Raw genomic sequence first — 15,438 nt, forward strand, 5'->3', positions numbered from 1 at the left:
ATCAGGCCTCCAGTGCCGAGCGGAGGTCCCACAGGGTGCGCCAGGTGGCGGCGCCCTGTTCGGCGCGGCGGCGGACCGGGCCGTCCCAGTAGCCGAGCAGCCGGGCCGCGTCGGCCGGCTCGTCCTTGCGGACCACACCGAGGAGCTGGCCGGGCAGCCGGCCGAGCAGGTCCCCGCCGTCGGGCAGGTAGGCGGCGCTGACCCCGAGCGAGGTGGCGACGGAGACCGCCTCGGCGGTGCTCATCACGGTGGACGGGCGTTCGACGTCCCAGCCCTCGGTGGAGCGGCCGGTGCGCAGGTCGCGGAACGCGGTGACCAGGGCCTCCAGGACGGCGTCGTCCACGGCGTAGGCGGCGCCGGCCCGGGCCACGGCGGTGGTGGACTGGCGGCGGACCAGGTCGACCTCGGCGGCGAGGCTGCCGATCGGGCCGACCGTCTCGAAGTTGAAGCGCCGCTTGAGCGCCGCGGACATCTCGCTGACGCCCTTGTCCCGCAGGTTGGCGGTGGCGATCAGGGTGAAGCCGGCCGCGGCGTGCAGCTGCCCGTCCGGGGTGCCGGCCAGTTCGGGGACGGCGATGCGCCGTTCCGAGAGCAGCGAGACCAGGGCGTCCTGCACCTCGGGCAGGCAGCGGGTGACCTCCTCGACCCGGGCGACCGCGCCGGCGGTCATCGCGGTGAGCACCGGCGAGGGGACGAGGGCCTCGCGGCTGGGCCCCTTGGCGAGCAGCAGGGCGTAGTTCCAGCCGTACTTGAGCTGGTCCTCGGTGGTGCCGGCGGTGCCCTGGACGGTGAGCGCGCTGGTGCCGCAGACGGCGGCGGCGAGCAGCTCGGAGAGCATGGACTTGGCGGTGCCGGGCTCGCCGACGAGCAGCAGGCCGCGCTCCCCGGCGAGGGTGACGACGCAGCGCTCGACCAGGGCGCGCTCGCCGACGAACTTCGGCTCGATGACCAGGCCCTTGCGCCCGGCCTTGAGCTTCTCGCCGCCGCTGCCCCTCACGAAGGTGACCACGGCGCGCGGGGTCAGCCGCCAGCCGGGCGGGCGCGGGCCGCTGTCGTGGGCGGCCAGGAACTCCAGTTCGGCGGCGTACTTCTCCTCGGGCGGGACGGTCTGCCGGTCCGCGGCGGCGACGGTGGCGGTCGCGCCGGGGGTGGTCTCGGTGGCGGTCATCGGCGGGCCTTCCTGCGCTTGCTGGTCTGGAGCTCTTCGTAACCGGGGGCGTCGCCGTCGACGGTCCGCTGCCAGGCCCGGGCGAACAGCTCGGGGACGGGCAGGGGGACCAGCGCGGGCCGGTGGGTGTGCAGTTCGTACAGGGCGGCCTTCCAGGTCTCGGCCGGCAGCGCCGGCGCCTTGGCCTCCAGCCAGCCGCCGGGCAGGAAGAGGCCGCGGCCGGCCCGGGCCCGCTTGGCCTCCAGCACCAGGCCGGTGGCGGCGAGTTCGGCGCGGGCCTTCTTCAGCCGGGCGGGCTTCCAGCCCGTCCAGCGGGCGGTGTTGCGGTCGGTCGGGTCGGGCAGGGCGAGCAGTTGGAGGTAGAGCGTGGCGGCGTCCTCGCCCAGGTCGTGGGTGCGGGACACCTCGGCGACCAGTGCGGGGACGGACAGCTGCGGGTTCTGCAGCCAGGCGGGGCCCTCGCCGGGGGCCGGGACGGTGGTGGTGGCGGCAGCAGCAGCGGTGGCGGTGGCGACCAGCTGCTCCGGCTCGCCCCGGAGCACGGCTTCGACGGCCGACCGCTCGGTGCGGTACCAGTGGCTGTCGGCGAGCCCGCCGATCAGTTCGAGCAGTGGGTCGTCGGGGCCGGTGAGGGCGGCCGGGCGCAGCCAGATCCGCTCGTACTTCTCGTGGTGGGGCATCAGGACGAGCGCCGGGCCGCAGCGGACCATGCCGTCCGGGTCGGTGCCGCCCTCGGCGGGCAGGCCGAAGTGGGTGCGCAGGACGGCGGCCAGCGGCTTGCCCTTGACGGTGCTGGTCACGTGGAGGTCGAGCAGCAGCTCCGGGTCGGCCAGGCGCTCGCGCAGCGCGGTGGCGGCGGCGGGCAGCAGCGGGCGCAGCGGGCTGTCGGCGGGCAGGTGGTAGGCGAGCCAGCGCAGTGCGGCGACGGTGGAGGCGAGTGCGCCGACGTCCGGCACGGCGGAGCCGTCCTCGGGGACCAGCCGGGGGCCGGAGCCGTCCTGGCTGACGACCCGGAAGGGGGTGCGGCGGGTCAGCCACGGGGTGCTGGAGAGGTTGAGCACGGCCTCGACGGTGTCGATGGACACGCCCTGGACGGTGGCCAACGCCTCCTCGGGGAGGGTGACGAGGCGTCCGAAGCGCCGGATCCACTCCTCGGCCCCGGCGGCGAGGTCGGGGCCGTCGGTCCACAGGGTCTTCGGGTCCGCGGGCAGCAGGGCGCCCCAGACGGCGGCGAGGCCGGTGTGGTCGTGTCCGCGCAGCCATGTCCGGGCGGCCTTGAAATCGGCGGCCTTGAGCGCGAGTTCGGCGGGCACGGCGATGTCGTTCCAGTACAGCAGGCCGGACGGCGGGCTGAGCAGCAGGGCGGAGCGGGCGGTGCCGATGCCGGTGAGCTCGCTGAACGCCTCGGCCCTGGCCGCGTCCCAGGGGACGGCGCAGCGCAGCGCGGCGACCTTCGAGAACTCGGCGACCCAGGCGGCGTCGACCAGTTCCCCGGTGTCGCGCTCCTCGACCGTGGTGAAGTGCGCGACGGGCCCGAACTCCCCGCTCGGGTCGTGGTCGACGGCGAGCCAGTGCACGATGCCGTCGGCGTACTGCCGCTGGTGGCCGAGGATGACGACGGTGCGCCCGCCGTGCCGCAGCACCTCGCCCTGGCGCTGGGCGACCGGCCGGCCGCCGGTGGCGTTCACGGCCGTCGGCACCTGTTCGGCGAGGACGATCTCGCGCAGGGTGGTGCCACGGTCGGCCAGCGGGCCCTTGGTCAGCTCGCCGAGCAGCAGGACCAGCGAGGAGCGGTGGGCGGGCTCGGTGAACGGCGAGGCCACCGCGTGGGCCAGCGCGTGGACCCGGCCGAGCAGGTGCAGCCAGCCGTGGCTGACGTCGCCGTTGCGCAGGCTGAGGGTGGCGGGGCTGCTCCAGCCCTCGCCGTCGGCGGCGGGCGGGGCGGCCAGCACCCCGGTGACGGCACGCAGGTTGTTGAGCACCCACCAGTGCGCGGCGGATCCCCAGTTGTTGCCGAAGCCACCGATCTCGGGCAGCACGGCGCGCACGGCGTCGCGCAGTTCGTGGTCGCGCCCGTGCTCGGGCTGCCATTCGGTGTTCTGCTTCGTGCTCGGGCGCTCGGCCTCCGGCTGCGGGGCGAACCGGGCGATCCGGTCCAGCAGGTCGGCGGCGAGGCGGGCGAGGCCGGCGACGCCGGCCAGCAGCCGCTGGTCCGCGATGCCGGGCAGGATCGCGCCGACCTCCGGGACGGGCAGGGTGCGCGGGGTGCGCCGGGCGAGCGGACGGCGCACGCCCTGGACGGTGAGCCAGCACTGCTCGTCCTCGGGGACCGGCTCGGTGTCGGTCGGCCAGGCGGCGTCGATCAGCCGGGCGGCCTGCTCGGAGGAGACGCCGCGCAGCACCGTGGAGCCGGCCTCGTCACGCGGGCGCAGGGCGTGCCAGTGCGGGAACGGCGGAACGAGCGGGGTGCCGGCGGCGGAGAGCTCACCGGCGCGGCAGGGGTGCAGGTCGACGGTGCGGTCGGCGCGGCCGGTGAGGTCGGGCAGGTTGAGCGAGACGTGCTCGCCGGAGGTGTGGCTGACCACCGGGGCGGCCGCGCCCGGCAGGGCGAGCCGGCCGACCGGGACGGTGTCCGACCGGTATCCGGTCAGCGGCAGCACGATGCGCTGCCCGTCGGCCGTGAAGGTGGTGACGGCCTTGTGGGGCTCGACCCTGGCCCAGCTGCCGAGCACGGTGCCGTCGGTGCCGAGCGGGGTCCGCTCCAGGCCGGGCTGCAGCGGCAGCAGCCAGGTGCTCTTCCGGACGAGCCGGCCGGCCTGGGCGGTGGCGGCGATCACCGGCGGTTCGGCGGCGCGGCCCAGGGCGCCGGTGGCCGGGTCGAGTTCGCGCAGGACGGCCTCGCCGTCGGAGGCGTGGCGCACCGTCCAGTAGCCGGTGCCGTCGCCGAGGACGGGGTGCTCGTCGGGCATCCGGGTGTCGCCGGCGTGCAGCGGGCGCTCGCCGGTGGTGCGGCCGCCACCGGGCAGCTGGAGCGAGGGCAGCTCGGGCTGGCGGTCGCCGTAGTAGTAGCCGGCGATGGTCTCGCCCTCCAGCTCGAACCGCTCGTCCGGGCGGCTCGACCAGTAGGCGAGCTGCTTGCCCTCGTGGGACCAGACGACCAGCAGTTCGCCGTCGACCAGGCGCAGCCGGATCCGGTTGCGCTGGTGCAGCTCCTCGGGCAGCCGGAGGGTGTGCTCCAGCACGATGCCCTCCGGGCCGACGACGACGGCCCGGTCGAGGCGGGCGAGGATCAGGTGCGGCCAGGCGTCCTCGACGACCAGGCCGCTCAGGCCCGCGCCGCCCAGGCTGGGGACGGGGTGCTGCGGGGCGTCGTCGGCGGGCGGGTCGGCGATCTTGCCGAGTGCCTCCTCCAGGGCGGGCCAGCCGAGTTCGTCCAGGATGCCGGCCCGGAGGGCGTCGGTGAGCAGCGCGGCGACGTCGAGGGCGGCGACCCGGTCGGCGACGGCCGGCGCGACCGTCCGGACGGCGGTGCGGTGCTGGGCGAACGCGCGGACCAGGTCGGCGGCGGCGGCCAGGCCGCGGGCGGCGAACAGCTCCTCGGAGCGCTCCTCGGCCCACTCGGCGAACAGCTCGTTCAGCAGCGGCAGGGCGGGCACCTCGCGCTCGGCGGCCGTCTTCCAGGCGGCCGGGGCGGCTCGGCGCAGCAGCGGCCGGTAGCGCTCGTCGGCGCCGACGGCGGCGAGGGAGGGACTGTCGGGGCCGCACTCCGAGACCCAGTCGTGCAGCTCGATGCCGAGGCCGTCCGGCGGACCGGCCACCGGCACGCCCGCGGTGAGCAGCAGGTCCAGCAGGTCGATCCTGGTCCGGCTGGCGCGGATGCCGGTGTGGAGGTCCACCGGGACGGCGTCGGCCTTGAGCCGCTCGACCATCCGGCGGGCCAGCGCGAGGGTGTCCGGGCAGCTGGGCCGGCTGCGCCAGCCGCGGCCGTGGTGGTTGCACCAGCGCTGCAGCCAGGCGGCGGCCGGTTCGGCGCCCTCGGGGCGGGGGCCGGTGAGCAGGTCCTCGGCGCCGGTCTCGGCGAGCAGCGCCAGCCAGGCGGTGTCGTGCGCGGCCGGTTCGGAGGAGGACGGGTCGGGCAGCAGTTCCAGCAGGCGGGCGCGGACCGCCGCGTCGCTGCGGCCGAGCTCGACCAGCGCGCCGTGCCAGGACTTCCAGAACGCGGCGGGCGCCCGCGTGACCGCCGGGGAGTCCAGCAGCTCGGCGAGCAGCGCGCGTTCGTGCTCGGCGCGGTCCAGCCCGGCGGCCTTGATCAGCGCGCGGGCGTCCTCGGCGACCCCGGCGTACGGGGCCATGCCGGCCGCGGAGCGCTCGGTGCACAGCTGGCGGAAGCGCTGCCAGGCGGTCAGCGGGTCGAGCCGCTGGGCGAGTTCCTTGACGTACTGGCGCAGGGACTTGACGGTGAGCGCGCCGGCCAGGGCGAACTCCAGGAAGACGGCGCGCAGCCGCTCCTCGTCCACCGGCAGGCCGTGGGTGCGCTCGGCCTCGCGGGCCTTGCCGAACCAGGCGGCGGCGTAGGTCCGGTTCTCGTGGCGCAGGAAGATCCGGCCGACCTCCTCGCAGAAGGTGGGCAGGAAGTGCGGGACGGCCCGGCCGAGGCGGACGGCCAGCTCGTCGAAGCCGTCCTTGGCGGCGCCGGGCTTGGAGGCGGCCTGGCGGGCGAGCCGCTCCAGCTCCTTGACCAGGGCGAGCGCGTGGTGGCCGTTGGCCGGGTCGTGGACCAGGGCCCAGGCGGGGAAGCCGAGCGCCTCCTGGCGGACCTGGCCGACCTCGGCGGGCGCGGCCTCCGGCGCCAGGCCGAGGAAGTCGAGGGCGAGGTCCTCGGCCGGGCCGAGCGCCCCGGGGACGAGCCGGACGATCCGGCGCCCGTCGAGCGCGGGGTGGGTGTAGCCGCGGGCGGTGAGGACGTCGGCGGCGCTGTCGGGGCGGCCGGCCCCGGGCAGGGTGCCGGGCGGGAGCACGGCCCCGGCGTCGAGCAGTTCCTCGGGCGTCGCGGTGGTCGGGTGCGCGGTGGTCGGGTGCGCGGTGGCGGTCATGCGGCTTCCTCCCCCTGGATCGTGCGGCCGGCGTACAGGGCGGCGGCCATCCGCATGCCCTCGGACCAGGCGACCGGTCCGACCTCGGTGAGCGGCAGGGCACGGCCGTCGGGGCCGGCCCAGCTGAGCGCGCCGGTCTCGCACGCGTCGTACTCGTAGTAGTCGCCGACCCAGACCCGGGCCTCGACGGTGCGCCCGCCCTCGGTGACCGGCTGGACGGCGGAGCCGCCGCGGACCCGGCAGCCGAGCCGGTTGCAGCGCCCGACCAGCTCGCGCAGCTCCCGGTAGCGGCCACCGGCGTAGGTGGTGACCTCGGTGCCCGCCGGCAGCTCCGCGGGCCGGTGCCAGACCTCGCGGTAGAGCTGCTGGACACGCTGGGAGACGCCGAGTTCGACGGCGAACTCGCGCAGCTCGTCGAGGTCCTGGAGCAGGACGGGGTGCGGTATCAGCACCTCGCCGTCGGTGAGGCGCACGGTGTCCCCGTCCAGGTCGACCAGGCCGAGGCCGCGCTCGGCGTCGACGCCGCGCAGGAAGCCGGCCACGGAGCCGTCCGTGGTGGTGACCACGAGGTCCTTCAGGACGCCCTGCCAGGCCTCGTCCGGCCACACGGCGGTGAGCACGGCGGCGGGCACCGGCAGCGAGCGGACCATCCAGCGCTCGACGTCCTCCAGGCAGCCGCGCTCGTGCGCGGCCAGCCACTCGGCGAGCTGCTTGAGCTGGATGACCACGCGGTCGTCACCGAGCTTCGCCGGCAGGGACTTGAGGTCGCGCCCCGCCGCGTTGCGGCACGCCACCCTGCCCTCCCCGTCGAGCGCGACGCGGTACCCTCCCGCGTCCGTCTCCACCCATGCCACGGCCGTACTCCTCCCACCGGGAAACACTTGTCGATCGCCTGCTGACCAGCGATGCGAGGAACGTAGCGAGGCCCACTGACAACGCGACGGGCGGGGTGAACTCGGGCCGTGACATGCAAAGTTCAAACCACTCGAACGAGTGATCGAGGAGGCGAAAAAAGCGGGGCGGCCGCCCGAAAGCAGCCGCCCCGCCCGTCCCTCCGCCCTGTCCGTCCCTCCGTCCCTCCGCCCCGTCAGACCGACGGCGCCCGGGGCACGATCACCGGCGCACCGTCGCCCGGCGCCGCCAGCACATGGCTGTCGATGTCGTACAGCGCCCGCACCAGCGGCGCGTCCACCACCTCGCGCGGCGGCCCGCAGGCCACCACCGCACCGTCCCGCAGCGCGACCAGCAGGTCCGCGTAGCGGGCGGCCGCCGCGAGGTCGTGCAGCACCATGACCACCGTCCGCCCGCCCGCCGCGACCCGGCGGACCAGCTCCAGCACCTCCACCGCGTGCCCGAGGTCGAGCGCGCTGGTCGGCTCGTCGAGCAGGACCACCGGGGTGTCCTGGGCGAGCACCATGGCGAGCCAGCAGCGCTGGCGCTGGCCACCGGAGAGCCGGTCGAGGCGACGGTCGGCGAGGTCCTCCACGCCGGTGGCGCGCAGGGCCTCGGCGGTCAGCCGCTCGTCCTCCGCCGACCACTGGCGGAACAGCCCCTGGTGCGGATGGCGGCCGTAGCGGACCAGCCCGGCGACGGTGACCGCCTCCGGGGCCTGCGGGCTCTGCGGCAGCAGCGCGACCCGGTGGGCGGCCTGGCGCGGGCGCAGCCGCCACACGTCCTCGCCGCCGACCAGGACCCGCCCACTGTCCGGGCGGTGCAGCCTCGCGACGGACCGCAGCAGGGTGGACTTCCCGCAGCCGTTCGGGCCGACCACCGCCACCACCTGTCCGGCCGGCACGGTGAGGTCGACGCCGCCGAGCACCGGGCGCCCCGGCCCGTAGCCTGCGCTGAGCCCTTGGATGGTCAACTCCATGGCAGCTCCCCCTGGTTCGACGTACGCTCAGTTGCCGCCGAGCGCCTTGGCGAAGTCGCCGATGACCACGTCGGCGGCGAGCGGGCCGCCCCGGGTGGACCAGACCGAGCCGTCCACGGTGACGGCGTGGTTGTTCTTCACCGCGCCCAGCTCCTGGTAGGCGGGCTTGGACTGGACGTCCTTGAGCGCGGCCTTGCCGTCGTCGGTCAGGGTGGACAGGAACAGCCAGTCGCCGTCGATCTCGTTGAGCTTCTCCAGGCTGAGCGCCGGGCTGTGCGCGTTGCCGTCCTTGTCCTGCGCGGCCGGGCGGGTCAGGCCCATGTCCAGGGCGACGCCGCCGGCGAACTGCTTCTTCTCCATCCAGCTCGGGCCGGTGGGGTTCCATCGCACGATGGAGACGGCGGCGCCCTTGTTCCTGGTGAGCTCGGCGCCCGCCTTGGCGGCCTTGGCGTCGTAGTCGCCGATCACCTTGTTGGCCTGGTCGAGCTTGTTGACGGCGTTGCCGATGCCGCGGAAGGCGAGCTTCCAGTCGTCGGTGGGCGCCATGGTGACCAGCGTGGCGGGGGTGATCTCGCGCAGCTGCTTGAGCACCTGCTCGTCCTGCATGTCGCCGGCCAGGATCAGGTCGGGCTTGGCGGCGATCACCTTGTCCATCACGGGCTGGAGCAGGTTCCCGACCACCGGGACGCCCTGCACCTTGTCCTTGAGGTACGCGGGCGGCTCGGCCAGCCCCTGGCCGTTGGTGATGCCGACCGGCTTGACGCCCAGGGCGAGCACCGCGTCCAGGTCCTCCTGGGTGAGGGTGACGATCCGCTTGGGCTCGGCGGGGACCTCGACGGCCTTGCCGGTGGCGTCCTTGACGGTCCGCTTGCCGCCGCCCGCCGCGTCCGCCGCCGGGGAGGCGGCCGTGGAGGAGCCCGAGGACGAGGAGGACGAGCCGGAGGAGCCGCAGCCGGTGAGCAGGAGCGCGGCCGCCCCGGAGACGGCCAGCGCCTGGGCCGCACGGCGGCGGACGGGGCTGAGCGGGCGACGGGCGAACGGCATGGGTGCCTCCGGGCAACGGTGGTACGGAAGTTGAGCGGCGTCCGAGAAGTTCGACGGGACGGGGGTGCCCCACGGGACGGACTCGGCCATTAGGTTAGCCTTACCTTATGACATTCTCGCAAGCCGGCGTCCGCGCGGCGCCCCCCGCCACCGCGCCGGATTCGCCGCCACCGGGCCGGCGGAGCCGTCGGCCCGAGGGTGCCCGCCCCACCTGGCCGGCCGTCACGGCGGCGGTGGTCCTCCTGCTCGCCCTGGCCGCGCTCTCGCTGTCGGTCGGCGCCGGCGAGGTCGGCCCCGGGCGGGTGCTGGACTACCTGCTGAACCACGACGGCGCCCGCGCCGACGGCCGGCTCGCCCTCGTCGTCGGCGACCTGCGGCTGCCGCGCACCCTCACCGCCCTGCTGGTCGGCGCCGCGCTCGGCGTCGCCGGGGCGCAACTGCAGTCCGTCACCCGCAACCCGCTGGCCGAGACCGGCCTGCTCGGCGTCAACGCCGGCGCCTCGCTGGGCGTCGTGCTCGGCATCGCCGTGCTCGGCGTGCAGACCTCCTTCGGCTACCTCGCCTTCGCCTTCGGCGGCGCGGTGCTCGCCAGCACCGTGGTGCTGCTGGTCGCCAGCAGCCGGGGCGGCGGATCGCCGATGCGGCTGGTGCTCGCCGGCTCCGCCGTCGCGGCGATCTTCCGCGGGCTCACCGACGTGCTGATCGTCAACTCCCCCGAGGCGTACGAGCGGTACCGGGTGTGGGTGCTCGGCTCGCTGGCCGGGGTGGAAGGCTGGACGACCCTGCGCCAGCTCGCCCCGGTGCTCGGCGCCGGATTCCTGCTCGCCGCCCTCACCACCCGTCCGCTGACCGCGCTCGCCCTCGGCGACGACCTCGCCCGCGGCCTCGGCCACCGACCCGGCGCCACCCGGGCCGCCGTCGCCGTCGCCGTCACCCTGCTGACCGCCTCGGCGGTCGCGCTGGCCGGGCCGATCGCCTTCCTCGGGCTGCTCTCCGGCTTCCTCGCCCGCACCGTCGCCGGCCCCCGGATCGGCCGACTCACCCTGCTCGCCGCGCTGTTCGGCGCCACCGTGCTGACCGGCGCGGACGTGCTCGCCCGGGTGGTGGCCCGGCCCTTCGAGGCGCCGGTGTCGGTGATCGTCGCGCTGATCGGCGCCCCGGCCCTGATCGCGATCGTCCGCTCCCGGCACTCCACCGCCCTGGCCATGGCCGACCCCGCCGAGTCCACGCCGGCCGCGCGACGCGGCGAACCGGCGCCGCCCAAGCCGGACTTGACCCTGCGGCACGGCACATGGTCGCTGCTGCTGCCGCGCCGGGCACTGCTGGCCTCGCTCGGCCTGGCCGCCGCCCTGCTGGCCGCCGTCGTCGTCTCGGCGCACGCCGGACAGAGCGAACTCGACCTCGCCCGCACCTTCCAGGCCGTGTTCGGCTACGGCGACCGGCTGGACGTCCTGCTGGTACAGAAGTTCCGACTCGGCCGGATCGTCGCCGGACTCGCCGCCGGCGCCGCCCTCGGCCTGGCCGGCTGCCTCACCCAGACCCTCGCCCGCAACCGCCTGGCCACCCCCGAACTCCTCGGCGTCAACGACGGCGCGACCGCCGCCGTACTCATCTCCGCCAGCACCGCGGGCACCTTCGGCGCCTGGTGGGCCGGACCGCTCGGCGCGCTGGTCGCCGTCCTGGTCGTCACCCTGGCCTCCGGCGGACTCGGCGCGCGCGGCTACCGGGTCCTGGTGGTCGGGCTCGCCATGTCGGCGCTCGCCTCGGCCGTCATCCAGGTCGCGATGGCCCGGCGCTCCCTCAACTCGGCCGGATCGCTGTACATCTGGACCAACGGCAGCCTCAACGGACGCGACCTCGCCGTCGCCACGCCCGTCCTGATCGGACTGGCGGCACTGGTGCCGATCGCGCTGGCGGTGGCCCGGCGGCTGGCGGTGCTGCGCTTCGACGACAGCGTCGCCTCCGCACTCGGCGTCGACCCGGGCCGGGTCCGGCTCGCCTGCCTGCTGCTGGCCGTCGCCCTGGCCGGGCTGGCGGTCGGCGTCTGCGGGCCGGTCGGCTTCGTGGCCCTGGCCGCGCCGGTGATCGCCGGACGGCTGGCCGGGCCCGCGCGGGTGCCCGTGCTCGGCTCCGCCCTGACCGGCGCCCTGCTCGTCGTGCTCGCCGACACACTGGGCCGGGTTCTGTTCGCCGGAGTGGAGATCCCCGTCGGCATCGTCACCACCGTCCTCGGCGGTCCCTTCCTGCTCTGGGTGCTGCTCGGCCGCAAGGGCAGCCCCGCCTAAGCCTTTTGGAGTCACTGCTGTGGAAACCCCGCTCGTCGCCCTCTGCCCCGACGATCCCGCCTACCGCCTGGTCACCTTCACCCATCACGACGGCGACTGCGACGGCGTGCTCGCGCTGCTGCACACCGTCACCGACAAGGACCGCCATGCCGGGGACCTGACACCGCATCTGATGCAGCGCCAGGACGATGGGGCATGGTCGATCACCTACCGGCTGCGCGCCGACCACCGCGCCTCGTACCAGCTGTACCCGTTCCGCGGCGAGGCCCCCGGCACCGCCCGGCCCGACTGGCTGCGCGTCCTCGACCAGGCCCGCCCCGACCCGTACGACACCGAGCCCCGGCTGCCCGCCCGCGACGGCCGCCACCCCGCCTCGGTGCTCAGTCTGCCCGCCGCCCCCGCACAACCGTACGTGGCGCGGCGCGACGGCGTGCCGCGCGGACGGACGCTCGCCCACACGGTGGCCGGCCGGCGGGTCGACGTCCACCTCCCCGCCGGACACCGGCCGGACGGTGGCCCGTACCCGGTCGCGGTGCTGCTGGACGGCGAGATGTGGGGCGAGGTGCTCTCCGCCGGCGACACCCTCGACAACCTGACGGCCGACGGCGCCATCCCGCCCACCGTCACCCTGCTGGTGCACACCATGGGGCCGAAGCGCCCGGACGACCTGAGCTGCAACCCGGCCTTCATCGACCTCCTCGCCGACCGCCTGCTGCCCTGGGCCACAAAGGAGTTCGGCGCGAGCGGCGACCCGACCGCCACCGTGATCGCGGGCCAGAGCGCGGGCGGCCTCACCGCCGCCTACGCCGCCTACCGCCGCCCGGAACGCTTCGGCAACGCGCTCTCCCAGTCCGGCTCCTTCTGGTGGCCCGACGAGACCGAGTTCGACGCGGGCAGCGAATGGCTGACCCGGCGCCTCGCCGCCGAGGAACGACGGCAGGCCCGCTTCTGGATCGAGGTCGGGCTCCAGGAGTGGATGCTCCTCGCCCAGAACCGCCACCTGCGCGACGTCCTCACGGCCCGCGGCTACGACCTCGCCTACCGCGAGTTCAACGGCGGCCACGACTACGCCTGCTGGCGCGGCGGCCTGGCCGACGGGCTCGCGCACCTGCTCGGGTCACCCGAGGGGATGGTTTCGGGCTGATTCGCATACCTCCAGGCCATCAGGCGTCTAGCGTCGAACTTCGCACCGATCGGCCTGGAGGTACCCCATGAGCACGTCCTCGTCCGCCGCGCCGCCGCCGATGTCGTGGAAGTACTGCGGCAACCAGATCAAGCTGTGGCGGACCCGCGCGGGTGTCAGCCGCGAGCACCTGGCCACCGAGGCCGGGTACGGCATCGAGAGCCTGCGGTCGATGGAGGCGGGGCGGCGCAAGCCCTCGATGCACCTGCTGCAGGTGGCGGACGACATGTGCGACGCGAAGGGGATCCTGGTGGCGGGGGCGCAGTTCCTGAAGCCCGAGAAATATCCGTCCTCCGCCGAGGACTACATGAAGTACGAAGCCGAGGCGGTGGCACTCAACTGGTACGAGAACCACTTCTTTCCGGGTCTGCTGCAGACCGAAGAGACCGTGAGAACGCTCCTCGAATCCCACTGGCCGCCACTCGATGACGAGACGGTCGAAACGCGGGTCGCAGCGAGGTTGGAGCGCCAGGAAATGCTGAAGGTGCAGACCAAGGCCTTCAACTTCCTCATCGAGGAGGGGGTCCTACGACGGCCGCTCACGACCATCGAAGCCCACCACCGCCAGTTGCGCCACGTTCTGACGGTCGCCGAGGCACGCCACATCACGGTTCAAGTGGTTCCGTCCCGGGGGATCCACCCTGGTCTGAACGGGCAGTTCATCCTTCTGGAAACCGTCGAACATCAACGACTCGCGTATGAGGAAGGCCAGGCGATGGGCATGCTCCACGCAGACCCGGCCAGGGTGAGCATCCTCAGTCATCGCCATGAAATGATCCTCCGGCAGGCGCTCAGTCCCGAGGCCTCGGCCAAGCTGATCAGTGAGTCGCTGGAGGAGCTATGAACGATGCGTTGACCTGGTTCAAGTCCAGCCACAGCAACACCGAGGGCGGCGCCTGCGTCGAGATCGCGGTCACCCCGGGCACCGTCCGCATCCGGGACTCCAAGGACAAGACCGGCCCTCAGCTCACCTTCACGGCCGAGGCCTGGGTCGACTTCATCGGCGAGCTCGCGGAGGAACTATGAGCACTGAACCGGCCTGGTTCAAGTCCAGCCACAGCGGAACCGAAGGCGGCGCCTGCGTCGAGGTCGCTTCCACTCCGGGCACCGTTCATGTCCGCGACTCCAAGGACAAGACCGGGCCCCAGCTCGCCTTCAACCCGACCGCCTGGACCGACTTCGTCCAACTCGCCCGAGACCTCGCTTCTCCGGACCACTGAAGCCGCCGCCAAGGCCCCCGTGCTAGCGTCCCCGGGGCGGTGCAGCGGCACCGGCCCCGGACGAGACGTGCGCCGTACCCGGCCTGCCAAGACGACGCACTCTGGAGGCGTCATGGCCGCTGCCGGTGCACCGATCGCCCGTCCACTGGACGTGCGGTGGATCCACGGTTCCCCGTCCGCGAAGCACAACACGGACCCGGACATCCAGGTCCACGAGTACGACGAGCACACCGTCATCCTGCGGCAGAACAAGGCGATCAACTACGAGGCCCCGTTCCTGTTCCTGCTCTTCGGGACGGAGCGGGCGGTGCTGATCGACACCGGGGCGACGGCCGAGGCCGCGTACTTCCCGCTGCGCGCGACGGTCGACGGGCTGGTGGAGGCGTGGCTCGCCCGCAATCCCCGGGACGGCTACGGGCTGCTGGTGCTGCACACCCACCCGCACGGCGACCACGTCGCGGGCGACGGCCAGTTCGCCGACCGGCCCGCGACCACCCTGGTCGGTGCCGATCTGCCCACCGCCTGGCCGTACTTCGGCTTCGACCGGGACGAGGAGGCCGTGGCCCTGGTCGACCTCGGCGGCGGGCGGGTGCTGAAGTGCCTGGCCACGCCGGGACACCACGAGGCGGCGGTCACCTTCTACGACCCGTGGACGGGCTTCCTGCTCACCGGCGACACCGTCTATCCGGGGCGGCTGTACATCGACGACTGGCCGGCCTTCCGGCGCACCGTCGAGCGGCTGGCCGCGTTCGCCGGGAGCCACCCGGTGACGCACGTGCTCGGCTGCCACATCGAGATGACCCGCGAGCCGGGCGTCGACTACCCGATCCGCACCACCTACCAGCCCGACGAACCTCCGCTCCAGCTCACCCCCGCCCACCTGGACCGCATCCGGGCGGCCGTCGCCGAACTCGGCGACGGTCCGCGCCGGTACCCGCTGGACGACCTGATCCTCTGGCCGAACGAGTGAACTCCCCGGGTCCCGCGGCCGATCAGTCCCGGTAGGGCACCAACCGGGTCAGGTCCAGCTCGAAGTCGAAGGGCGCGGGGATGCGGAGCTTCTCGCCGAACTCCCGCTCCGTCCTGGTGTGGTAGCGGTCGCGGTTGGGTTCGGAGAACAGGGTCACCGTCTTCTGCCGGGGGTCCACGATCAGGTAGAGCGGGAAGCCCATCCGCGGGTAGTCGCGGACCTTCCCGCTCCAGTCGTTGTCGGGGTTGGACGGCGAGACGATCTCGACCGCGATCAGCGCCAGGTCGGCGGGGATCTCGCGGCCCAGCTCGATGACGTCCTCGGGCAGGTAGGTGAGGTCGGGGTTGCGAACGGTGCCGAACTCGGGCGAGGAGAGGTCACTGTTCCCCGTCGGGAAGTAGCCGGGAGGACAGTGCGCCTCGAACTGGCGCTGGACGATCGCCAGGTTGAGCTGGTGAATCGATGACGGTGACGTCTGCATGACGATGACGTCACCGGACAGCTCGACCTTGTAGCCGTCCGGCAGGCTGCGGCAGGCCTCTTCAAGCAGACGGTAGTGCTGAGGGTTCATGGGCTCTCCTCCGGTGCTCCGACCACCGTAGGGC

Annotated in this window: 11 protein-coding genes, 1 pseudogene and 1 riboswitch; of the genes and pseudogenes, 6 read left to right on the plus strand and 6 right to left on the minus strand. The window is 74.1% G+C overall.

The window, feature by feature from the left end; all coding sequences use genetic code 11:
* Nucleotide 1: 1 nt before the first annotated feature.
* The 5 genes from ACWGKU_RS02655 to ACWGKU_RS02675 form a co-directional block, all read right to left on the minus strand.
* Complete coding sequence (locus ACWGKU_RS02655; protein ID WP_452177713.1) at nt 2-1,168, minus strand: ATP-binding protein; 1,167 nt, start codon at nt 1,166-1,168, stop codon at nt 2-4.
* A complete protein-coding gene (locus tag ACWGKU_RS02660) occupies nt 1,165-6,261 on the minus strand; it encodes a hypothetical protein (RefSeq protein WP_452177714.1) in 5,097 nt (1,698 codons plus the stop codon). Before ACWGKU_RS02660 ends, ACWGKU_RS02655 begins: the two co-directional genes overlap by 4 nt.
* Nucleotides 6,258-7,115, minus strand: coding sequence for a DUF4132 domain-containing protein (locus ACWGKU_RS02665; protein WP_452177715.1), 858 nt, complete (start codon nt 7,113-7,115; stop codon nt 6,258-6,260). The genes ACWGKU_RS02660 and ACWGKU_RS02665 overlap by 4 nt, the downstream gene beginning before the upstream one ends.
* Nucleotides 7,116-7,348: 233 nt before the next feature.
* On the minus strand, nt 7,349-8,131 hold the full coding sequence (locus tag ACWGKU_RS02670; RefSeq protein WP_401043266.1) for an ABC transporter ATP-binding protein: 783 nt from the start codon (nt 8,129-8,131) through the stop codon (nt 7,349-7,351).
* Nucleotides 8,132-8,158: 27 nt separating this feature from the next.
* Nucleotides 8,159-9,175 (minus strand): ABC transporter substrate-binding protein, encoded by a 1,017-nt coding sequence (locus ACWGKU_RS02675; protein WP_401043267.1) that lies wholly within the window; start codon nt 9,173-9,175, stop codon nt 8,159-8,161.
* 107 nt (nt 9,176-9,282) lie between these two features.
* Here ACWGKU_RS02675 and fhuB point away from each other — a divergent pair, with 107 nt between their 5' ends.
* The 6 genes and pseudogenes from fhuB (at nt 9,283) to ACWGKU_RS02705 (ending at nt 14,833) form a co-directional block, all read left to right on the plus strand.
* Nucleotides 9,283-11,460: a Fe(3+)-hydroxamate ABC transporter permease FhuB gene (fhuB, locus tag ACWGKU_RS02680; protein WP_401043269.1), complete on the plus strand. Its 2,178-nt coding sequence runs from the start codon at nt 9,283-9,285 to the stop codon at nt 11,458-11,460.
* A gap of 10 nt (nt 11,461-11,470) precedes the next feature.
* Nucleotides 11,471-12,604 (plus strand): annotated as a pseudogene (fes, locus tag ACWGKU_RS02685) (enterochelin esterase); the annotation flags it as partial.
* A 67-nt stretch (nt 12,605-12,671) separates the two neighbouring features.
* Complete coding sequence (locus ACWGKU_RS02690) at nt 12,672-13,487, plus strand: helix-turn-helix domain-containing protein (protein ID WP_452177716.1); 816 nt, start codon at nt 12,672-12,674, stop codon at nt 13,485-13,487.
* A complete protein-coding gene (locus tag ACWGKU_RS02695) occupies nt 13,484-13,669 on the plus strand; it encodes a DUF397 domain-containing protein (protein ID WP_401043273.1) in 186 nt (61 codons plus the stop codon). Before ACWGKU_RS02690 ends, ACWGKU_RS02695 begins: the two co-directional genes overlap by 4 nt.
* Nucleotides 13,666-13,863 (plus strand): DUF397 domain-containing protein, encoded by a 198-nt coding sequence (locus tag ACWGKU_RS02700; protein ID WP_401043275.1) that lies wholly within the window; start codon nt 13,666-13,668, stop codon nt 13,861-13,863. The genes ACWGKU_RS02695 and ACWGKU_RS02700 overlap by 4 nt, the downstream gene beginning before the upstream one ends.
* Nucleotides 13,864-13,896: 33 nt before the next feature.
* A riboswitch (guanidine-III (ykkC-III) riboswitch) is annotated at nt 13,897-13,964 on the plus strand.
* Between the two features lie 11 nt (nt 13,965-13,975).
* Nucleotides 13,976-14,833, plus strand: a complete 858-nt coding sequence (locus tag ACWGKU_RS02705) for an MBL fold metallo-hydrolase (RefSeq protein WP_401043277.1) — start codon at nt 13,976-13,978, stop codon at nt 14,831-14,833.
* A 22-nt stretch (nt 14,834-14,855) separates the two neighbouring features.
* Here the strand turns inward: ACWGKU_RS02705 and ACWGKU_RS02710 are convergent, their stop codons facing one another.
* The gene (locus tag ACWGKU_RS02710; RefSeq protein WP_401043279.1) at nt 14,856-15,404 is read right to left on the minus strand and encodes a Uma2 family endonuclease; all 549 of its coding nucleotides are present in this window, start codon (nt 15,402-15,404) and stop codon (nt 14,856-14,858) included.
* Nucleotides 15,405-15,438: the final 34 nt, after the last annotated feature.

It is taken from the genome of Kitasatospora sp. NPDC054768, from assembly GCF_053612025.1.

Bases quoted from the DNA above. Each gene is read 5' to 3' on its own strand.
- ACWGKU_RS02695 (WP_401043273.1), top strand. From the start codon at position 13,484: ATGAACGATGCGTTGACCTGGTTCAAGTCCAGCCACAGCAACACCGAG.
- ACWGKU_RS02660 (WP_452177714.1), bottom strand. From the start codon at position 6,261: ATGACCGCCACCGCGCACCCGACCACCGCGCACCCGACCACCGCGACG.
- ACWGKU_RS02710 (WP_401043279.1), bottom strand. From the start codon at position 15,404: ATGAACCCTCAGCACTACCGTCTGCTTGAAGAGGCCTGCCGCAGCCTG.
- ACWGKU_RS02655 (WP_452177713.1), bottom strand. From the start codon at position 1,168: ATGACCGCCACCGAGACCACCCCCGGCGCGACCGCCACCGTCGCCGCC.
- ACWGKU_RS02670 (WP_401043266.1), bottom strand. From the start codon at position 8,131: ATGGAGTTGACCATCCAAGGGCTCAGCGCAGGCTACGGGCCGGGGCGC.
- ACWGKU_RS02700 (WP_401043275.1), top strand. From the start codon at position 13,666: ATGAGCACTGAACCGGCCTGGTTCAAGTCCAGCCACAGCGGAACCGAA.
- ACWGKU_RS02690 (WP_452177716.1), top strand. From the start codon at position 12,672: ATGAGCACGTCCTCGTCCGCCGCGCCGCCGCCGATGTCGTGGAAGTAC.
- fhuB (WP_401043269.1), top strand. From the start codon at position 9,283: ATGACATTCTCGCAAGCCGGCGTCCGCGCGGCGCCCCCCGCCACCGCG.
- ACWGKU_RS02675 (WP_401043267.1), bottom strand. From the start codon at position 9,175: ATGCCGTTCGCCCGTCGCCCGCTCAGCCCCGTCCGCCGCCGTGCGGCC.
- ACWGKU_RS02705 (WP_401043277.1), top strand. From the start codon at position 13,976: ATGGCCGCTGCCGGTGCACCGATCGCCCGTCCACTGGACGTGCGGTGG.